The organism is Janthinobacterium sp. CG_23.3, from assembly GCF_046115965.1.
In the GTDB taxonomy this organism is placed as follows: Bacteria; Pseudomonadota; Gammaproteobacteria; order Burkholderiales; family Burkholderiaceae_D; genus Janthinobacterium.
Genome location: NZ_JBJXIB010000056.1, coordinates 21,124 through 36,494, shown reverse-complemented (window position 1 = coordinate 36,494; position 15,371 = coordinate 21,124). Strand labels below are relative to the sequence as shown.

General features: G+C 68.8%; 12 protein-coding genes and 2 pseudogenes. 8 read left to right on the top strand and 6 right to left on the bottom strand.

Annotated elements, in window-relative coordinates; all coding sequences use genetic code 11:
• Positions 1–245 precede the first annotated feature (245 nt).
• The gene (locus ACFDR9_RS14640; protein WP_157406851.1) at positions 246–626 is read right to left on the bottom strand and encodes a hypothetical protein; all 381 of its coding nucleotides are present in this window, start codon (positions 624–626) and stop codon (positions 246–248) included.
• A gap of 239 nt (positions 627–865) precedes the next feature.
• On the opposite strand from ACFDR9_RS14640, the gene tal reads away from it, so the two are divergent.
• The 7 genes and pseudogenes from tal to ACFDR9_RS14605 all read left to right on the top strand — a co-directional run bounded on the left by tal (position 866) and on the right by ACFDR9_RS14605 (position 9,511).
• Positions 866–1,804, top strand: a complete 939-nt coding sequence (gene tal, locus ACFDR9_RS14635) for a transaldolase (RefSeq protein WP_017878966.1) — start codon at positions 866–868, stop codon at positions 1,802–1,804.
• A gap of 256 nt (positions 1,805–2,060) precedes the next feature.
• Complete coding sequence (locus ACFDR9_RS14630) at positions 2,061–3,248, top strand: efflux RND transporter periplasmic adaptor subunit (RefSeq protein WP_026133423.1); 1,188 nt, start codon at positions 2,061–2,063, stop codon at positions 3,246–3,248.
• Positions 3,249–3,262: 14 nt separating this feature from the next.
• Positions 3,263–6,421, top strand: a complete 3,159-nt coding sequence (locus ACFDR9_RS14625) for an efflux RND transporter permease subunit (RefSeq protein ID WP_409031443.1) — start codon at positions 3,263–3,265, stop codon at positions 6,419–6,421.
• Positions 6,414–7,851 (top strand): annotated as a pseudogene (locus tag ACFDR9_RS14620) (efflux transporter outer membrane subunit). The gene ACFDR9_RS14625 and the pseudogene ACFDR9_RS14620 overlap by 8 nt, the downstream one beginning before the upstream one ends.
• Positions 7,852–7,933: 82 nt before the next feature.
• A complete protein-coding gene (locus tag ACFDR9_RS14615) occupies positions 7,934–8,065 on the top strand; it encodes a hypothetical protein (RefSeq protein WP_269746277.1) in 132 nt (43 codons plus the stop codon).
• A pseudogene (locus tag ACFDR9_RS14610) lies at positions 8,032–8,163 on the top strand (methyl-accepting chemotaxis protein); the annotation flags it as partial. The gene ACFDR9_RS14615 and the pseudogene ACFDR9_RS14610, both read left to right, overlap by 34 nt.
• A gap of 211 nt (positions 8,164–8,374) precedes the next feature.
• Entirely contained in the window at positions 8,375–9,511 is a 1,137-nt protein-coding gene (locus ACFDR9_RS14605; protein WP_232429762.1) for a tetratricopeptide repeat protein, read from the top strand.
• Positions 9,512–9,528: 17 nt separating this feature from the next.
• Here ACFDR9_RS14605 and hemW read toward each other — a convergent pair whose 3' ends face one another.
• From hemW to ACFDR9_RS14580, 5 genes are all read right to left on the bottom strand, one after another.
• Complete coding sequence (gene hemW, locus ACFDR9_RS14600; protein WP_017878960.1) at positions 9,529–10,767, bottom strand: radical SAM family heme chaperone HemW; 1,239 nt, start codon at positions 10,765–10,767, stop codon at positions 9,529–9,531.
• Complete coding sequence (rdgB, locus tag ACFDR9_RS14595; RefSeq protein WP_026133421.1) at positions 10,764–11,348, bottom strand: RdgB/HAM1 family non-canonical purine NTP pyrophosphatase; 585 nt, start codon at positions 11,346–11,348, stop codon at positions 10,764–10,766. Before rdgB ends, hemW begins: the two co-directional genes overlap by 4 nt.
• Before the next feature lie 89 nt (positions 11,349–11,437).
• Positions 11,438–12,172, bottom strand: a complete 735-nt coding sequence (rph, locus tag ACFDR9_RS14590) for a ribonuclease PH (RefSeq protein ID WP_017878958.1) — start codon at positions 12,170–12,172, stop codon at positions 11,438–11,440.
• Positions 12,173–12,190: 18 nt separating this feature from the next.
• Positions 12,191–13,135, bottom strand: coding sequence for a PP2C family serine/threonine-protein phosphatase (locus ACFDR9_RS14585; RefSeq protein ID WP_017878957.1), 945 nt, complete (start codon positions 13,133–13,135; stop codon positions 12,191–12,193).
• Between the two features lie 26 nt (positions 13,136–13,161).
• Positions 13,162–14,163, bottom strand: coding sequence for a serine/threonine-protein kinase (locus tag ACFDR9_RS14580; RefSeq protein ID WP_017878956.1), 1,002 nt, complete (start codon positions 14,161–14,163; stop codon positions 13,162–13,164).
• Positions 14,164–14,251: 88 nt separating this feature from the next.
• Between ACFDR9_RS14580 and ACFDR9_RS14575 the strand changes: the two genes are divergently transcribed.
• The gene (locus ACFDR9_RS14575; protein ID WP_017878955.1) at positions 14,252–15,133 is read left to right on the top strand and encodes a YicC/YloC family endoribonuclease; all 882 of its coding nucleotides are present in this window, start codon (positions 14,252–14,254) and stop codon (positions 15,131–15,133) included.
• The last annotated feature ends 238 nt before the right edge of the window (positions 15,134–15,371 follow it).

Sequence of the window (15,371 nt, the reverse complement as noted above, 5' to 3'; positions counted from 1 at the left end):
TCCACTTTCGAGTGCGAAAGTGAATCGCCATCGACGCAGGCAAGAAGCGCGTCACATGGTCAGCGCAAGAATTGTCTGCCGCGCAGACTCCTAGCCCGGAACCAAACTGCTGGCCATCCTCAACGTTCATCAGTCCCTTGTAGCCGCCCAACGCCTCGTCGCCGCCTCCCAGTCGCGCTGGCTATCGGCCATTGTAGGCATGTCGAACTTGGCTGCAAAGCACGGCGCGCAAGGCGTCGTCAATTTCAATCGCCGGGTCCGGCGCCCGGCATCGTGTCCGCCATCAGGCGCAGTTCCTCCTTGCCTGGCTGCGGCGGCCGGGCGCCGGCGCCGCCCTCGCCCGCGGGACGGCCTTCGTTGTCGAGCGCCTCGGCCAGGGTGTCCGGCGCCGCCGGCTTCGCCTTGCCCGGAACGGCGTCGGGCATCTGGCCGACCTTGCGCGCGTCGTCCGATTGCTGGTCCATATTGACCTCCTCCGCCACCGCGAAACGGTCGTCGTCGGCTTGATCGCGATCAACCGGCAGCAGGGCCTCCGAGCGGACCGGGTCCGCCGGCGCGCCCTCGCCCGCCGATTTGTCCGGTTTGGCGCTTGCTCCGGCCGGTTTCATTTTGTCGTCTGTAGGCATGTGCTCTCTCCTTCGTCGTTGCCGCGGCCGCCCGCTCGTCGGGCCAGCGGCCAATATATACGTTGGCGCCGCGGCGCAGGCGCACGTTAGCTTTCGGAAAGCGTCAAATTGGCGTCGGGAAAGCGCGAACGCGGCGTCCGGGCCGGCGCGCCACACTTGCTTGGCATTAATACATCGCTGTCGCGCCGGATTGGGTACAATACTCCGGCAGGTCCCGTCACCCTTTTATTAGCGTAGCCATGAACCAACTCGAACAGCTCAAGCAACTTACTACAGTGGTGGCCGACACCGGCGACTTCCAATCGATCAAGGCGTACACGCCGCGCGACGCGACGACCAACCCGTCGCTGATCCTCAAGGCGGTGCAAAAACCCGAATACCAGCCGCTGCTGGAAAAAGCCGTGCGCGAGCGCCCGCAGGCGTCCACCGGCGAGATCATCGACCATCTGCTGATCGCCTTCGGCGTCGAAATCCTGAAAATCATCCCGGGGCGCGTCTCGACCGAAGTCGACGCCCGCCTGTCGTTCGACACCGACGGCACCGTGGCCAAGGGCCGCGAGCTGATCGCGCTGTACGAAAAAGCCGGCATCGCCCGCGAGCGCGTGCTCATCAAGATGGCCGCCACCTGGGAAGGCATCCGCGCCGCCGAAATCCTGGAACGCGACGGCATCCGCTGCAACATGACCTTGCTGTTCTCGCTGGGCCAGGCGATCGCCTGCGCCGAAGCCGGCGCGCAACTGATCTCGCCCTTCGTCGGCCGCATCTACGACTGGCACAAGAAGTCCACCGGCATCGACTACCTCGGCGCCGAAGATCCGGGCGTGCAGTCGGTCAAGCGCATCTACAACTACTACCGCAAGTTCGGCTACAAGACCGAGGTGATGGGCGCGAGCTTCCGCAACACCTCGCAAATCCTGGAACTGGCCGGCTGCGACCTGCTCACCATCAGCCCGGACCTGCTGCAAAAGCTGGCCGACACCGACGCGCCGTTCGTGGTGCGCAAGCTGGGTTCCGACACCGCCAGCGGCGCCGGCATGGTGAAGATGACCCTGGACGAGAAGACCTTCCGTTTCATGCTCAACGAAGACCAGATGGCAACCGAAAAGCTGGCCGAGGGTATCCGCGCGTTCTGCGCCGATTCGGGCAAGCTGAAGCAAATGATCGCTGCGCTGCGCTAAGTCGTTCGCGCCCTGGAAAAGCGGCAGCGACGACGGCATCCCGTTGTCGCTGCCGCTTTTTTTTGCCGCGTATGCCGACGTAGGGTGGGTACGCCCTCGTGCCCACGCGTGGCGCCGGCAATCGCGTGGCCGCCACGACAAATAAACAATCGAAAACTAGGAATTTTGCCATTGTATTAATATCGTTTCAGCTTCTGCCTTGCACGCGATACAGGGCGGTGCGCGCTTACCAACGCCTACCTTATACGAGACATCCATGAGCTCTGTTCCGCGTTCCACGTCCGTTTGCGCCGCCGCCCTCACCCTCGCCTTGTCCCTGCTGGCCGGCTGCGGCGAAAAGAACGCCGGTCCGGGCCCGGGGCCGGGCGCCGGCGGCGCGCCGCCGCCGCCGACCGTCGCCGTGGTCAGTGTCGCCGCCGCCGCGCTGACCCTGAGCACCGAGCTGCCGGGCCGGGTCGAGGCGTCGCGCGTGGCCCAGGTGCGCGCGCGCACCCCCGGCATCGTGCTGCGGCGGGTGTTCAAGGAGGGCGGCGAGGTCAAGGCCGGCGAGGTGCTGTTCCGCATCGACCCGGCCAGCTACCAGGCCAGCTACGACAGCGCCCAGGCGGCCGTGCTGAAGGCCCAGGCCAACCTGGCGCAGGCCGATCTGAAAGCCAAACGCTACAAGCCGCTGCTGGCCGCCGGCGCCGTCAGCGCGCAGGAGCACGACGACGCCGTCACCGCGCAGAAGCAGGCCGCCGCCGACCTGGCCACGGCCACCGCGGCGCGGCAGAACGCCGGCATCACGCTCGGCTACGCCACCGTCACGGCGCCCATCGCCGGGCGGGTCGGGCGCGCGCTGGTGACAGAGGGCGCGCTGGTCGGCCAGGGCGAGGCGACGCCGATGGCCACCATCCAGCAGCTCGACCCGGTGTACGTGACGGTGACGCAGTCGTCCACCGAATTGCTGCGCCTGCAACGCGCGCTGGCCGGCGGCCAGCTGAAAAGCGCCGGCTCCGGCCAGGCCAAAGTGACCCTGTTTACCGAGGACGGCCAAGCCTATCCGCACACCGGCAAGCTGCTGTTCGCCGACGTCGCCGTCGACGAAAGCTCGGGCGCGGTGGCGATGCGGGCCGAATTCCCCAACCCGCAGCGCACCCTGCTGCCCGGTATGTACGTGCGCGCCCGGCTCGAACAGGCCGTCCAGGAGGCCGCCATCACGGTGCCGCAGCAGGCCGTGGTGCGCAACCCCGAGGGCGCCAGCGTGATGCTGGTCGGCGCCGACAACAAGGTGACGCCGCGCCCGGTCACGGCCGACGTCGCCCAGGGCAATCTGTGGGTCGTCAGCGCCGGCCTGAAGGGCGGCGAGCGCATCATCGTCGAGGGCTTCCAGAAGGCCAAGCCGGGCGCCGTCGTCAAGCCGGTGCCGTGGCAGCCGGCGCCGCCCGCCGCCGCCAAGCCATAAGCCCGGGAGACCAGATGGCCAAGTTCTTCATCGACCGCCCCGTCTTCGCCTGGGTCATCGCGCTGTTCATCCTACTCGGCGGCGCGCTCTCCATCACCAAGCTGCCGGTGGCGCAGTACCCGACCATCGCGCCGCCGTCCATCGTCGTCACGGCCGCCTATCCGGGCGCCACCGCGCAGGTGCTCGACGACGCCGTCACCAGCGTCATCGAGCAGGAGATGAACGGCGCCGACGGCTTGCAATACGTCGAGTCGCAAAGCGAGGCCAACGGCCAGGTGACGATCACCATCACCTTCCAGCCGAACGTCAACCCGGACCTGGCGGCGGTCGACGTGCAAAACCGCATCAAGCGCATCGAGGCGCGCCTGCCGCAGGCGGTGGCGCAGCAGGGCGTGCAGGTGAACAAGGCGCGCAGCAATATCCTGATGTTCGTCGGCCTGTCGTCCAGCGACGGCAAACTCGACCCGACCGCGCTGGGCGACTACATGGCGCGCAACGTCGTCAACGAGATCAAGCGCCTGCCCGGCGTCGGCCAGGCCCAGTTGTTCGGCACCGAGCGCGCCATGCGCGTGTGGATCGACCCGGCCAAGCTGGTCGGCCTGAAGCTGACGATGGCCGACGTCGCCGCGGCGATCCGCGCGCAGAACGCGCAGGTGACCTCGGGTACGCTGGGCGACCTGCCCAGCCCGTCCACGCAAACCTATTCGGCGCCGGTGGTGGTCAGCGGCCAGTTGTCCTCGCCCGAGGAGTTCGGCAAGGTGGTGTTGCGCGCCAACCCGGACGGCTCGACGGCGCGCCTGGCCGACGTCGCGCGCATCGAGCTGGGCGGGCAGAACTACGGCACCAGCGCGCGCCTGAACGGCCAGCCCTTCGCCGCCGTCGCGGTGCAGCTGTCGCTGACCGGCAACGCGCTGGCCACCGCCGACGCGGTCAAGGCCAAGATGGAGCAGTTGGCCAAATATTTCCCGCCCGGCGTCAAATACACCATCCCCTACGACACCTCGACCTTCGTGCGCATCTCCATCGAAGAGGTGGTCAAGACCCTGTTCGAGGCGGTGCTGCTGGTGTTCCTGGTGATGTACCTGTTCCTGCAAAACTTCCGCTACACGCTGATCCCGACCATCGTCGTGCCGGTGGCGCTGATGGGCACCTTCGCGGCGATGCAGATGTTCGGCTTCTCGATCAACGTGCTGACCATGTTCGGCATGGTGCTGGCGATCGGCATCCTGGTCGACGACGCCATCGTCGTCGTCGAAAACGTCGAACGCATCATGACCGAGGAGGGGCTGGGCCCGCGCGAGGCGACCCGCAAGGCGATGTCGCAGATCACCGGCGCCATCATCGGCATCACGCTGGTGCTGATCGCGGTGTTCATCCCGATGGCCTTCTTCGGCGGCGCGGTCGGCGCGATCTACCGCCAGTTCTCGCTGGCGATGGTGTCGGCGATGGTCTTCTCGGCGCTGATGGCGCTGACCCTGACGCCGGCGCTGTGCGCCACCATCCTGAAACCGGTGGCGCCCGGCCAGCACGCCAAAAAGGGCTTCTTCGGCTGGTTCAACCGCGGCTTCCAGCGCACCGCCACGGGCTACCAGGGCATGGTCGCGGGCGTCCTCACGCGCAGCGGGCGCTACCTGGCGATCTTCGCGCTGATCCTGGTCTGCGTGGCCTGGCTGTACCAGCGCCTGCCCTCGTCCTTCCTGCCCAACGAGGACCAGGGCTACCTGGTGACCAACGTGCAGCTGCCGGCCGGCGCCTCGACCAGCCGCACGCTGGCGGCGCTCGACCAGGTCGAAGCCTATTTCAAAAAGCAGCCGGGGGTGGCGCGCACCATCAGCGTGGCCGGCTTCAGCTTTTCCGGCAACGGCCAGAACGCCGGCCTGGTGTTCGTGCCGCTGAAGGACTGGGGCGAGCGCACGCTGGAGCAGTCGGCCACGGCCATCGCCGGGCGCGCGTTCGGCGCGCTGTCGGGCATCGCCGACGCCATCGTCTATCCGCTCAGCCCGCCGCCGATCCGCGAGCTGGGCAACGCCACCGGCATCACCGCGCGCCTGCAAGACCGCGCCGGCCTGGGCCACGAGGCGCTGCTGGCCGCGCGCAACGAACTGCTCGGCATGGCCGGCAAGAGCGCGGTTTTGCGCGGCCTGCGCCCGGAGGGGCTGGAGGACGCGCCGCTGCTGCGCCTGGAGGTCGACCGCGACAAGGCCAACGCGCTGGGCGTGTCCTTCGCCGACATCAACAGCATGCTGTCGAACGCGCTCGGCTCGTCCTACGTCAACGACTTCGCCAGCGGCGGGCGGCAGCAGCGCGTCGTCATCCAAGCCGACGCGCCGACCCGGCTGCAGCCGGAGGACATCCTGAAACTGCACGTGCGCAGCGGCGCCGGCAACATGGTGCCGTTCGCCTCCTTCGCGCGCACCCGCTGGAGCGTCGGCCCGGTGCAACTGGTGCGCTACAACGGCTACCCGGCCATCAAGCTGTCGGGCGACGCCTCGCCGGGGCGCAGCACCGGCGAGGCGATGGACGAGCTGGAGCGGCTGGCGGCGCAACTGCCGGCCGGCTTCGGCATCGAATGGACCGGCCAGTCGCTCGAAGAGAAGACCTCGGGCTCGCAGGCGCCGGCGCTGTTCGCGCTGTCGCTGCTGGCGGCCTTCCTGGTGCTGGCCGCGCTGTACGAGAGCGAATCGATACCGGTCGCGGTGCTGCTGGTGGTGCCGCTGGGTATACTCGGCGCGCTGCTCGGCGCCACCATCCGCGGCCTGCCCAACGACGTCTACTTCAAGGTTGGCCTGATCGCCATCATCGGCCTGTCGGCCAAAAACGCGATCCTGATCATCGAGTTCGCCAAGGACCTGCAGGCCCAGGGCATGGGCCTGGTCGAGGCGACGCTGGAGGCGGTGCACCTGCGCTTCCGCCCGATTATCATGACCTCGCTGGCCTTCATCCTCGGCGTGCTGCCGCTGGTAGTGGCCAGCGGCGCCGGTTCGGCCAGCCAGCGCGCCATCGGCACCGGCGTCATGGGCGGCATGATCACCGCCACCGTGCTGGCGGTGTTCCTGGTGCCGGTGTTTTTCGTCGTGATACGCAAAACGTTCAAAGGCAGCGAGCGCCAGCGCCGCCTCGCCGCCCACGAACTCGACAAGCTGGAGACGCCAGCGGAGAAAGCACATGATTAAGCGCGGCCCCGCCCTCCCCTCCCCGCGGCGCCTCGGCGCCATCGGCGCGCTGGCCCTGCTGGCCGGCTGCGCGCTGGCGCCGCCCTACCAGCGCCCGGACGCGCCGGTGGCGCCGGCCTACCCGGCGGCCGGCCCGGAGCTGGCCGGCGCCGGCGCCAGCGCCGCCGACATCGGCTGGCGCGGCTTCTTCAGCGACCCGCGCCTGCGGCAGTTGATCGCCGCGGCGCTGGAGCACAACCGCGACCTGCGCACGGCGGCGCTGCGCATCGAGGAGGCGCGCGCGCAATACGGCCTGGCCTCGGCCGAGCGCCTGCCCACGCTGAACGCGGCCCTGGGCGCCACGCGCGCGCGCGCGCCCGCCGCGCTCGGCCAGAACGGCCGGGCCGGCGTCGGCGAGCGCTTCGACGCCGGCCTGAGCATGCCCACGTTCGAACTCGACTACCTGGGCCGGGTGCGCAGCCTGGGCCAGGCCGCGCTGTCGCTGTACCTGGCCACGGAGGAGGCGCGCCAGGCCGCGCACCTCGCCGTGGTGGCGGAAACCGCGAAAGCCTACTTCACCGAACGCGCGCTGGCCGAACAGTACGCGCTGGCGGCGCAGACCCTGGCCGGGCGCGAGCGCACCTTCGAGCTGACCCGGCGCCGGCTCGAAGCCGGCGCCGCGTCGCGGCTCGACCTGCGCCAGAACGAAACGCTGTACCAGGGCGCGCGCGACGGCGCTGACGCTGGCGCGCCAGCGCGCGCAGGCGGAAAACGCGCTGACGCTGCTGGTCGGCCAGGCGCCCGCGGCGACGCCGACGACGGTCCCGGCTGGCGCCGCGCCGGACGACGCCGCGCTCGACGCCATGAACGCGCTGCCGGCCGGCCTGCCGTCCGAGCTGCTGGCGCGCCGGCCCGACATCCGTGCCGCCGAGCTGCGCCTGAAGGCGGCCAACGCCAACATCGGCGCCGCGCGCGCCGCCTTCTTCCCGCGCCTGAGCCTGACGGCGGCGCTGGGTAGCGCCAGCCCGGCCTTTTCCGGCCTGTTCGACAGCGGCTCGGGCAACTGGTCGTTCGCGCCGCAACTGCTGCTGCCGATCTTCGACGGCGGCCGCAACCGCGCCAACCTGAGCCTCGCCGACACGCGCAAGAACATCGCCGTGGCCGACTACGAAAAAACCATCCAGGTGGCGTTTCGCGAAGTGGCCGACGCGCTGGCCGCGCGCGCCTACCTGGGCGAGCAGGTGGCGGCGCAGCGCGCCGTGCGCGAAGCCCAGGGCGAACGCCTGGCGCTGCTGCAACTGCGCTTCGACAACGGCGTCGCCAGCGCCCTCGACGTGCTCGACGCCCAGCGCGAACTGTTCAGCGCCGAGCAGTCGCTGGTGCAGGCGCGGCTGCTGCGCACCACCACAGCGATCGACCTGTACCGGGCCCTCGGCGGCGGCGTGGAATAGGCGCCAATCCGCGGCCCGGGCCGGCGCGGCTGGCTAGAATGCCCTATCCGCCTTCCGAATCGCGCTTTCCCGGGACTAGTCGATGTCGCCACCCATTCGTATCCGCCTCGGCCAGCGCGCGCGCCAGTGCGAACCGCGCACCGAGCAGCAAGCCAGCTCGCTGGAGGAAACCGCCGCCTCGATGGAGCCTTCCAGACCAACATCCTGGCGCTGAACGCCGCCGTCGAAGCGGCGCGGGCCGGCGAACAGGGCCGCGGCTTCGCCGTCGTCGCCACCGAGGTGCGCAACCTGGCGCAGCGCTCGGCCGCCGCCCGGGCCGGCACGCCACAACCCCGGGGCCAGGTTTCGATATGGCGGTTTTTAAGGCAAGCAAACCGTTATGCTGAGACCTGGCCCCGCGGTTGCTTGCCTCGCTCGCGGTGGCTGGTCTGTGCCGAGCTTGTTTGACAGGCGACTCGCAGGCGCGGATACTGGACGCACGGCGCACCGCCTTCGTTCTCGTCCGCGCCGAAGGAGACGCCGCATGAGAATCCGGGCCGCGTTGGCGTTGCTGTGCGCCCTGCTCGCCGCCTGCGCGACGGCGCCGCCGGCGCCGCCCCCGCCGGGGCTGTTCGCCGACGCGCGGTTCCGCGCGCCGTCCGAAGCGATCGACGCCGCCGCCATCTTCGCCGTGAGCGAACCGATGCGGCAGTACCTGCGCCAGCATATCGTGCCCAGGACGCGCGGCAGGAATCCGCGCCAGGTGCTGTTCGACGCGCTCTACAGCAAAGGCCAGCTCAAGCTCGAATACGACGCCGCCCAGACCTTCGAGGCGCGCGCCGGCAACTGCCTGTCGCTGGTGCTGATGACGGCCGCCTTGGCCGGTGAAATGGGGCTGCGGGTGCAGTACCAGAGCGTGCTGGCCGACGAGAACTGGAGCCGCAACGGCGAACTGTATTTCGTCAGCGGCCACGTCAACCTGGTGCTGGGAACGGGCAAGCTCGATCAGTCAATCGGCTACGACACCGGCGCCAACATGACCATCGACTTCCTGCCGCCGCAACAGACGCGCGGCTACCGCACCGTCGCCATCGACGAGGCCACCGTGGCGGCGATGTACATGAACAACCGCGCCGCCGAGGCGCTGGCGCAGGAGCGCGTCGACGACGCCTACTGGTGGGCGGCGGCGGCGGTGCGCCGGCAACCCGGCTTCGGCGCCGCCTACAACACGCTGGGCGTGGCGTTCCGCCGCCACGGCGACCTGGAGCAGGCCAGGCGCGCCTTCGCGCTGGCGCTGGCGCGCGCGCCGGCCGACATCCGCGTGATGGACAACCTGGCGCAGACGCTGGCGGCGCTGGGCCGCGCCGACGAGGCGCAGGCGCTGCGGCGCCAGTTGGCGCAACTGCTGCCGCATCCGCCGTTCGCCTATTTCAACGAGGGGCGCACGGCGCTGCGCCGCGGCGACTTCGAGGGCGCGGCGGCCTTGTTCTTGAAGGAGCTGGAACGCGATCCCGATTACCACGAGTTCCATTTCTGGCTGGCGCAAGCCTACGCCGGCCTGGGCCAGGCCGAGCGCGCCGAACGGCAGCTCGACCTGGCGTTCGACGCCAGCACCACGCGCCGCGACCAGCAGCTCTACGCCGGCAAGCTGGCGCGCCTGCGCGCGCTGCGGCCGCACTGACGGCGCGCCGCCCCCCCTCAAGCGCCGAGGAACATTTGCTGCAGGTCGTTGAGGAAGCGCTGGCCCAGCTCGGTCGGACGGATGACCCGGTGGTCGCGGTACAGCAAGCCCTTGGCCTCGGCCTGGTTCATGGTCTGCTCGATGGCGTTGAGCGACAGGCCGGTGCGCTCGCTGAACAGCTGGGGCTGGAAGCCGCCGGTCAGGCGCAAGGTGTTGAGCATGAACTCGAAACCCATGTCGTCGCGGCCGATCTCGGCCTCGTCCTGCACCGGATTGCCGTTTTTCACCGCCTCCAGGTAGGCCTTCGGCTGCTTGTAGCGGGCCTGGCGCAGCACCCGGTGCGGGAACGAGATCTTCGAGTGGGCGCCGGCGCCGATGCCGAGGTAGTCGCCGAACTCCCAGTAGTTCAGGTTGTGGCGCGCGCGCCGGCCCGGCTGGGCGTAGGCCGACACCTCGTACTGGCCGAAGCCGGCCGCCTTGCTGATCTCGGCGATCATGTCCTGCATGTCGGCGCTGGCGTCGTCGTCCGGCACCACCGGCGGGTACTTGGCGAACAGCGTGTTCGGCTCCAGCGTCAGGTGGTACAGCGACAGGTGCGGCGGCGCGAACGACAGCGCCGTCTCCAGGTCCAGCCTGGCCTCGGCCAGCGTTTGCGACGGCAGCGCGTACATCAGGTCGAGGTTGAAATTGTCGAAGTTGGCCTGCGCGATCTCGACCGCGCGGCGCGCCTCGTGGTCGTCGTGGATCCGCCCCAGCGCCTGCAAATGGCGGCCGTTGAAGCTTTGGATGCCGATCGACAGGCGGTTGACGCCGCTGGCGCGGTAGGACTTGAACTTTTCAGCTTCGAAGGTGCCGGGGTTGGCCTCCATCGTCACCTCGACCGCGCCGTCCAGCGGCAGCAGCGTGCGCACGTCCGACATCAGCCGGTCCAGGCCGGCCGCCGACATCAGGCTGGGCGTGCCGCCGCCGATGAAGATGGTGTAGATCTTGCGGCCCCAGATCAGCGGCAGCGCCATCTCCAAGTCCAGCCGCAGCGCGTCCAGGTACTCCCGCTCGGGGAAGCCGCCGCGCACCTCGTGCGAATTGAAGTCGCAGTACGGGCACTTTTTGACGCACCACGGAAAATGGATGTACAGCGACAGCGGCGGCAGCGCCGCCAGGTTCAGCGCGCCCGGCTGCAGGTACTTCAGCGCGCCGGCGGCGGCGCTGGACGGACCGGGCTTGCTGGCGGCGCCGTGCAGTTTGATAGGAATCATCGCAGTTTCTCGATTAATTCGCGCAGCGCCTGGCCGCGGTGCGACAGCGCGTTTTTCGCGTCGGCCGTGAGTTCGGCGGCGCACTTGTCCAGCTCCGGCAGCCAGAAATGCGGGTCGTAGCCGAAGCCGCCGGCGCCGCGCGGCGCGGCGACGATCCGGCCGTGCCAGCGGCCGTCGGCGATCACCGGCTGCGGGTCGTCGGCGTGGCGCACGAACACCAGCACGCAGTAATAATACGCCGACTTGTCGGCGTGCGGCGCCAGGTCGGCGACCAGTTTGGCGCTGTTGCGGGCGTCCGACTTCGGCTCGCCGGCGTAGCGCGCCGAATACACGCCGGGGGCGCCGCCGAGCGCGTTGGCGCACACGCCGGAGTCGTCGGCCAGCGCCGGCAGGCCGGTCAGGCGCGCCGCGTGGCGCGCCTTGTGCAGCGCGTTTTCGACGAAGGTGGCGAAGGGCTCGTCGGCCTCCGGCACGTCGAATTCGCCCTGCGCGCGCGCGGCGAAGCCGACGGTGGCGAGCAGCTCGTTGAATTCCTTGAGTTTGCCGGCGTTGTTGGAAGCGAGGATCAGTTGTTGTGTCATGAAAATGTCGATGTAGGAGTGCAAACCGGGGACAGACCACGATTTCCGAGAAAGATTTTCCTGGAGCGTGGTCTGTCCCCTTGCTGTTTTTATACGCCCAGGCCGAGCGCCTGTTTTTGCATGCGGATCAGGTCGGCGATGCCGCCCTGCGCCAGGTCCAGCAGCCGGTTCATGCCGGCGCGGTCGAAGGCGACGCCCTCGGCGGTGCCCTGCACTTCGATGAAGTGGCCGGCCTCGGTCATGACGACGTTCATGTCGGTGTCGCAGCCGGCATCCTCGACGTAGTCGAGGTCGAGCACCGGCATGCCCTGGTAGACGCCCACCGAGATCGCCGCGACGAAGCTTTTCAACGGCAGCGCGTCGATCGCGCCGCGCGCCACCAGTTGCGCGAAGGCGTCGTGCGCGGCCACCATGGCGCCGGTGATCGAGGCGGTGCGGGTGCCGCCGTCGGCCTGGATCACGTCGCAGTCCAGGTGCAGCGTGCGCTCGCCGAAGGCCTGCAGGTCGAAGGCGGCGCGCAGCGAGCGGCCGATCAGGCGCTGGATCTCCTGGGTGCGGCCGGACTGCTTGCCGCGCGCGGCCTCGCGGTCCATGCGCGTGTGCGTCGAGCGCGGCAGCATGCCGTATTCGGCCGTCAGCCAGCCCTGCCCCTTGCCGCGCAAAAAGCCCGGCACCTTGTCCTCGATGCTGGCGGTGCAAATGACCTTGGTGTCGCCGCATTCGATCAGCACCGACCCCTCGGCGTGCTTGGTGTAGTGGCGGCTCAGGCGGATGGCGCGCAGCGCATCGACGGCGCGGCCGCTGGGACGTGTTTCAAATGACATGGTTGGCTTCCTGGTTTGTTATTTAAGTACTTGGGATGATTTTTCTATGGCGCCGCGGATTTCGGCGATGGCGCGCTCGATCTCGTCGTCGTCGAAGGCGTCGGCCGCGGCCGGCGGCGCCGGCATGCCCTGGATGGTCGAGCCGACCAGGTCCTGCGGCAGCGCCTCGGTCGAGATCACGCTGGCGTCGCCGGCGGCGACGCTGTTGGCGCTGTCGACCACGCTACTACCCTGCCACATGATCGCCAGCGCGGTCGCGTTGTCGGCGTGGCGCCCGGCCAGCGCCAACGCCGCGCTGAGCATGTCGGGCACCGCGCGCACCACCGTTTGCGCGTGCATGCGTTCGGCCAGGTCCTGGTCCGGCAGCATCGCCCACAATCCATCCGAGCATAATAACATCTGGTCGCCCGGCAGCAGGCTGGCGCGGCCGGACAAGTCGATCTTCGGCAGCGCGGTCGCGCCCAGGCAGTTGTAGAGCTTGTTGCGGTCGGGGTGGGTGGCGCGCTCGGACGGCGCCGCCAGGCCCTTGGCGATCAGCGACTCGACGTGCGAGTGGTCGCGCGTGCGCGCCAGGATCTGCCCGCCGCGCATCCAATACAGGCGCGAGTCGCCGCAGTGGGCCCAGGTGGCCGAGTTGAACTGGATCAGGCAGGCCACCACGGTGGTGCGCGGCGCCTCGGCCAGGTTGTGGGCTAGGCGGTAGCGGTGGATTTCCTGGTGCGCCGCCAGCAGGCTCTCCTCGAGGAAGCGCTCGGGCCCCTTGACGTAGGGCGTGGCGTGCTGCTGGAAGCGCTGCGAGATCACTTGCAAGGTCAGTTGGGCGGCGATTTCGCCGTGCAGGTGGCCGCCCATGCCGTCGGCCAGCACCAACAGCAGCGCGTCGCGGGTGAAACTGTAGCCCATGCGGTCCTGGTTGACCTTGCGGCCGCCGAGATGGCTTTCCTGGTAGACGGAGAATTGCATACGTTGCCTCTTGAAAATGGGGTGCGTCAGGATTGCCGGGTGTTCGGCGCGGCGCCGCCGCCCGCCCCGGGCCGGCCCAGGCGCCCGGCCAGCGCGCGCAGGCGCGCCGACCAGCGCGCCAGCGCGCCAGCGGCCGGCCGCGCCGCCGGCGCCGCCAGCAGCACCTTCTGCAGCGCGAACAAGCTTTGCGGGCGCGCCAGCACCTCGCTCATCAGGCAGGCGCGCACCAGTTGCACCAGCTCGGCCGAATAGGCGCCGTCGAGGCGGGCGAAATGCTCGGCCATCTTGTCGTCGCCGCGGCGCTGGTCGGCCGGCTGCGGCGGCGAGCCGACCATGCAGGCGAACATCGCCGCGCCGATGCTGTAGACGTCCGACCACGGCCCCAGGCTGGCGCCCTTCTGGTACAGCTCGGGCGGGGCGAAGCCGGGCGTGTACATCGGCGTTAGCGCCGGCAGGTCGGCGTTGAAGCTTTGCCGCGCCGCGCCGAAGTCCAGCAGGATCGGCGTGCCGTCGGTGCGCAGGTAGATGTTGGCCGGCTTCAGGTCCAGGTGCAGCAGGTGGCTGGCGTGCACCTCGCGCAGGCCGTTCAGCACCTGGATGAAGATCTGCCGGATGAAGGCCTCGCCGAGCTTGCTGCCCTTGTTGCGCTGGCGCGCGATGTGCTCCTGCAGCGAATAGCCGGACTCGTAGGCCATGACCATGTAGACGGTGTCGTTGGCGCGGAAAAAATTCAGCACCCGCACCACGTTCGGGTGGGCGATGCGCGCCAGCGCCCGGCCCTCCTCGAAAAAGCACTTCAGGCCGATGCGGAACACCGGCAGGTGGGCCTTGGAAATGCTCGGCGCGAGCTGGCCCGGCTGGCGCAGCGCCAGCGCGCTCGGCAGGTACTCCTTGATCGCCACCGCGCCGCCCTCGGCGTCTTCGGCCAGATATACAATACTGAACCCGCCGGACGCAATTTTCTTTACAATGCGGTATCCAGCAATTTCCAGGCCATCCGGCAGCGCGGCGTTGTTTTGTGCAGCCATGGGTTTCCTTGCATTAACCTGCACGATTGTGTGTATAAAATACTGTATTGTAAAGATAAAACCGGGGACTCCATTGAGCATTTCAAGCATGACAGGTTACGCGGTCGCCACCAGCGAGAGCGCGGCGGGCACACTAACAATTGAAATCAAGAGTGTCAATTCGCGCTTTCTCGATTTGCAATTTCGCATCAACGACGATTTGCGCGCGCTCGAACCGGACCTGCGCACGGCCGTCATGGCCGCCGTCACCCGCGGCAAGGTCGAGGTGCGGCTGAGCTTTGGACGCAAGGCCGCCAGCCCCGGCACCCAGGCGCTGAACACCGCGCTGCTGGCCGAGCTGGCGCGCATGCAGGGCGAAATCGCCCAGCACTTCGCCTCGGCGCCGGTGATGTCGGTGGCCGAGCTGCTGCGCTGGCCCGGCGTGATCGAAGAGGCGCAAGTGGGCCAGGAGTCGCTGCAGGCCGACGTCGGCGCGCTCGGCAAGCGCACCGTGACGGCCTTCGTCGAGAGCCGCCGGCGCGAGGGCGCCGCGCTCGAGGCGGTGCTGGTGTCGCGCATCGACGCGATGGAGGCGATCGTCAAGCGCATCACGCCGCTGATGCCGCAGGTGGTCGCCGCCTTCCAGCAAAAAGCCATCGAACGCATGCAGGACGCGCTGGGCATGGCCTCGAATTCGGCCAACTCGCGCCAGGACGCGATGGAACGCATCCGCCAGGAAGTGATCCTGTACGGCATCCGCATCGACGTCGCCGAGGAGCTGGCGCGCCTGTCGGCGCACTTGGCCGAGACCCGCCACATCATGAAAAAAGGCGGCCAGGTCGGCAAACGGCTCGACTTCATGATGCAGGAACTGAACCGGGAAGCGAACACGCTGGGCGCCAAGGCCTCGGTCAAGGAGCTGGCCGACGCGTCGATGGACCTGAAGCTGCTGATCGAACAGATGCGCGAGCAGGTGCAGAATTTGGAGTAAGGTTGCAAGCGGCGGGGATCTTGCTGTTAGAAAAATGTCTGAGGACCGGACGGCATGGCATGCGCTGGCCGCGCCCGGATCGCCGCCTTGGGCGAACGCGACTAAAACATGCTCGGCCAACGCTTCCGGCTGGACGACACGGCCTTGCCCGACCCTCCCGATCAGGCCGTATCGCGCTATCATATGCAGCGATCGGAAAACATCAGGCGCCCGCCCGCCAAACGCGTCGGCGAGTGTG

Bases quoted from the DNA above. Each gene is read 5' to 3' on its own strand.
- ACFDR9_RS14640 (WP_157406851.1), bottom strand. From the start codon at position 626: ATGCCTACAGACGACAAAATGAAACCGGCCGGAGCAAGCGCCAAACCG.
- tal (WP_017878966.1), top strand. From the start codon at position 866: ATGAACCAACTCGAACAGCTCAAGCAACTTACTACAGTGGTGGCCGAC.
- ACFDR9_RS14630 (WP_026133423.1), top strand. From the start codon at position 2,061: ATGAGCTCTGTTCCGCGTTCCACGTCCGTTTGCGCCGCCGCCCTCACC.
- ACFDR9_RS14625 (WP_409031443.1), top strand. From the start codon at position 3,263: ATGGCCAAGTTCTTCATCGACCGCCCCGTCTTCGCCTGGGTCATCGCG.
- ACFDR9_RS14615 (WP_269746277.1), top strand. From the start codon at position 7,934: ATGTCGCCACCCATTCGTATCCGCCTCGGCCAGCGCGCGCGCCAGTGC.
- ACFDR9_RS14605 (WP_232429762.1), top strand. From the start codon at position 8,375: ATGAGAATCCGGGCCGCGTTGGCGTTGCTGTGCGCCCTGCTCGCCGCC.
- hemW (WP_017878960.1), bottom strand. From the start codon at position 10,767: ATGATTCCTATCAAACTGCACGGCGCCGCCAGCAAGCCCGGTCCGTCC.
- rdgB (WP_026133421.1), bottom strand. From the start codon at position 11,348: ATGACACAACAACTGATCCTCGCTTCCAACAACGCCGGCAAACTCAAG.
- rph (WP_017878958.1), bottom strand. From the start codon at position 12,172: ATGTCATTTGAAACACGTCCCAGCGGCCGCGCCGTCGATGCGCTGCGC.
- ACFDR9_RS14585 (WP_017878957.1), bottom strand. From the start codon at position 13,135: ATGCAATTCTCCGTCTACCAGGAAAGCCATCTCGGCGGCCGCAAGGTC.
- ACFDR9_RS14580 (WP_017878956.1), bottom strand. From the start codon at position 14,163: ATGGCTGCACAAAACAACGCCGCGCTGCCGGATGGCCTGGAAATTGCT.
- ACFDR9_RS14575 (WP_017878955.1), top strand. From the start codon at position 14,252: ATGACAGGTTACGCGGTCGCCACCAGCGAGAGCGCGGCGGGCACACTA.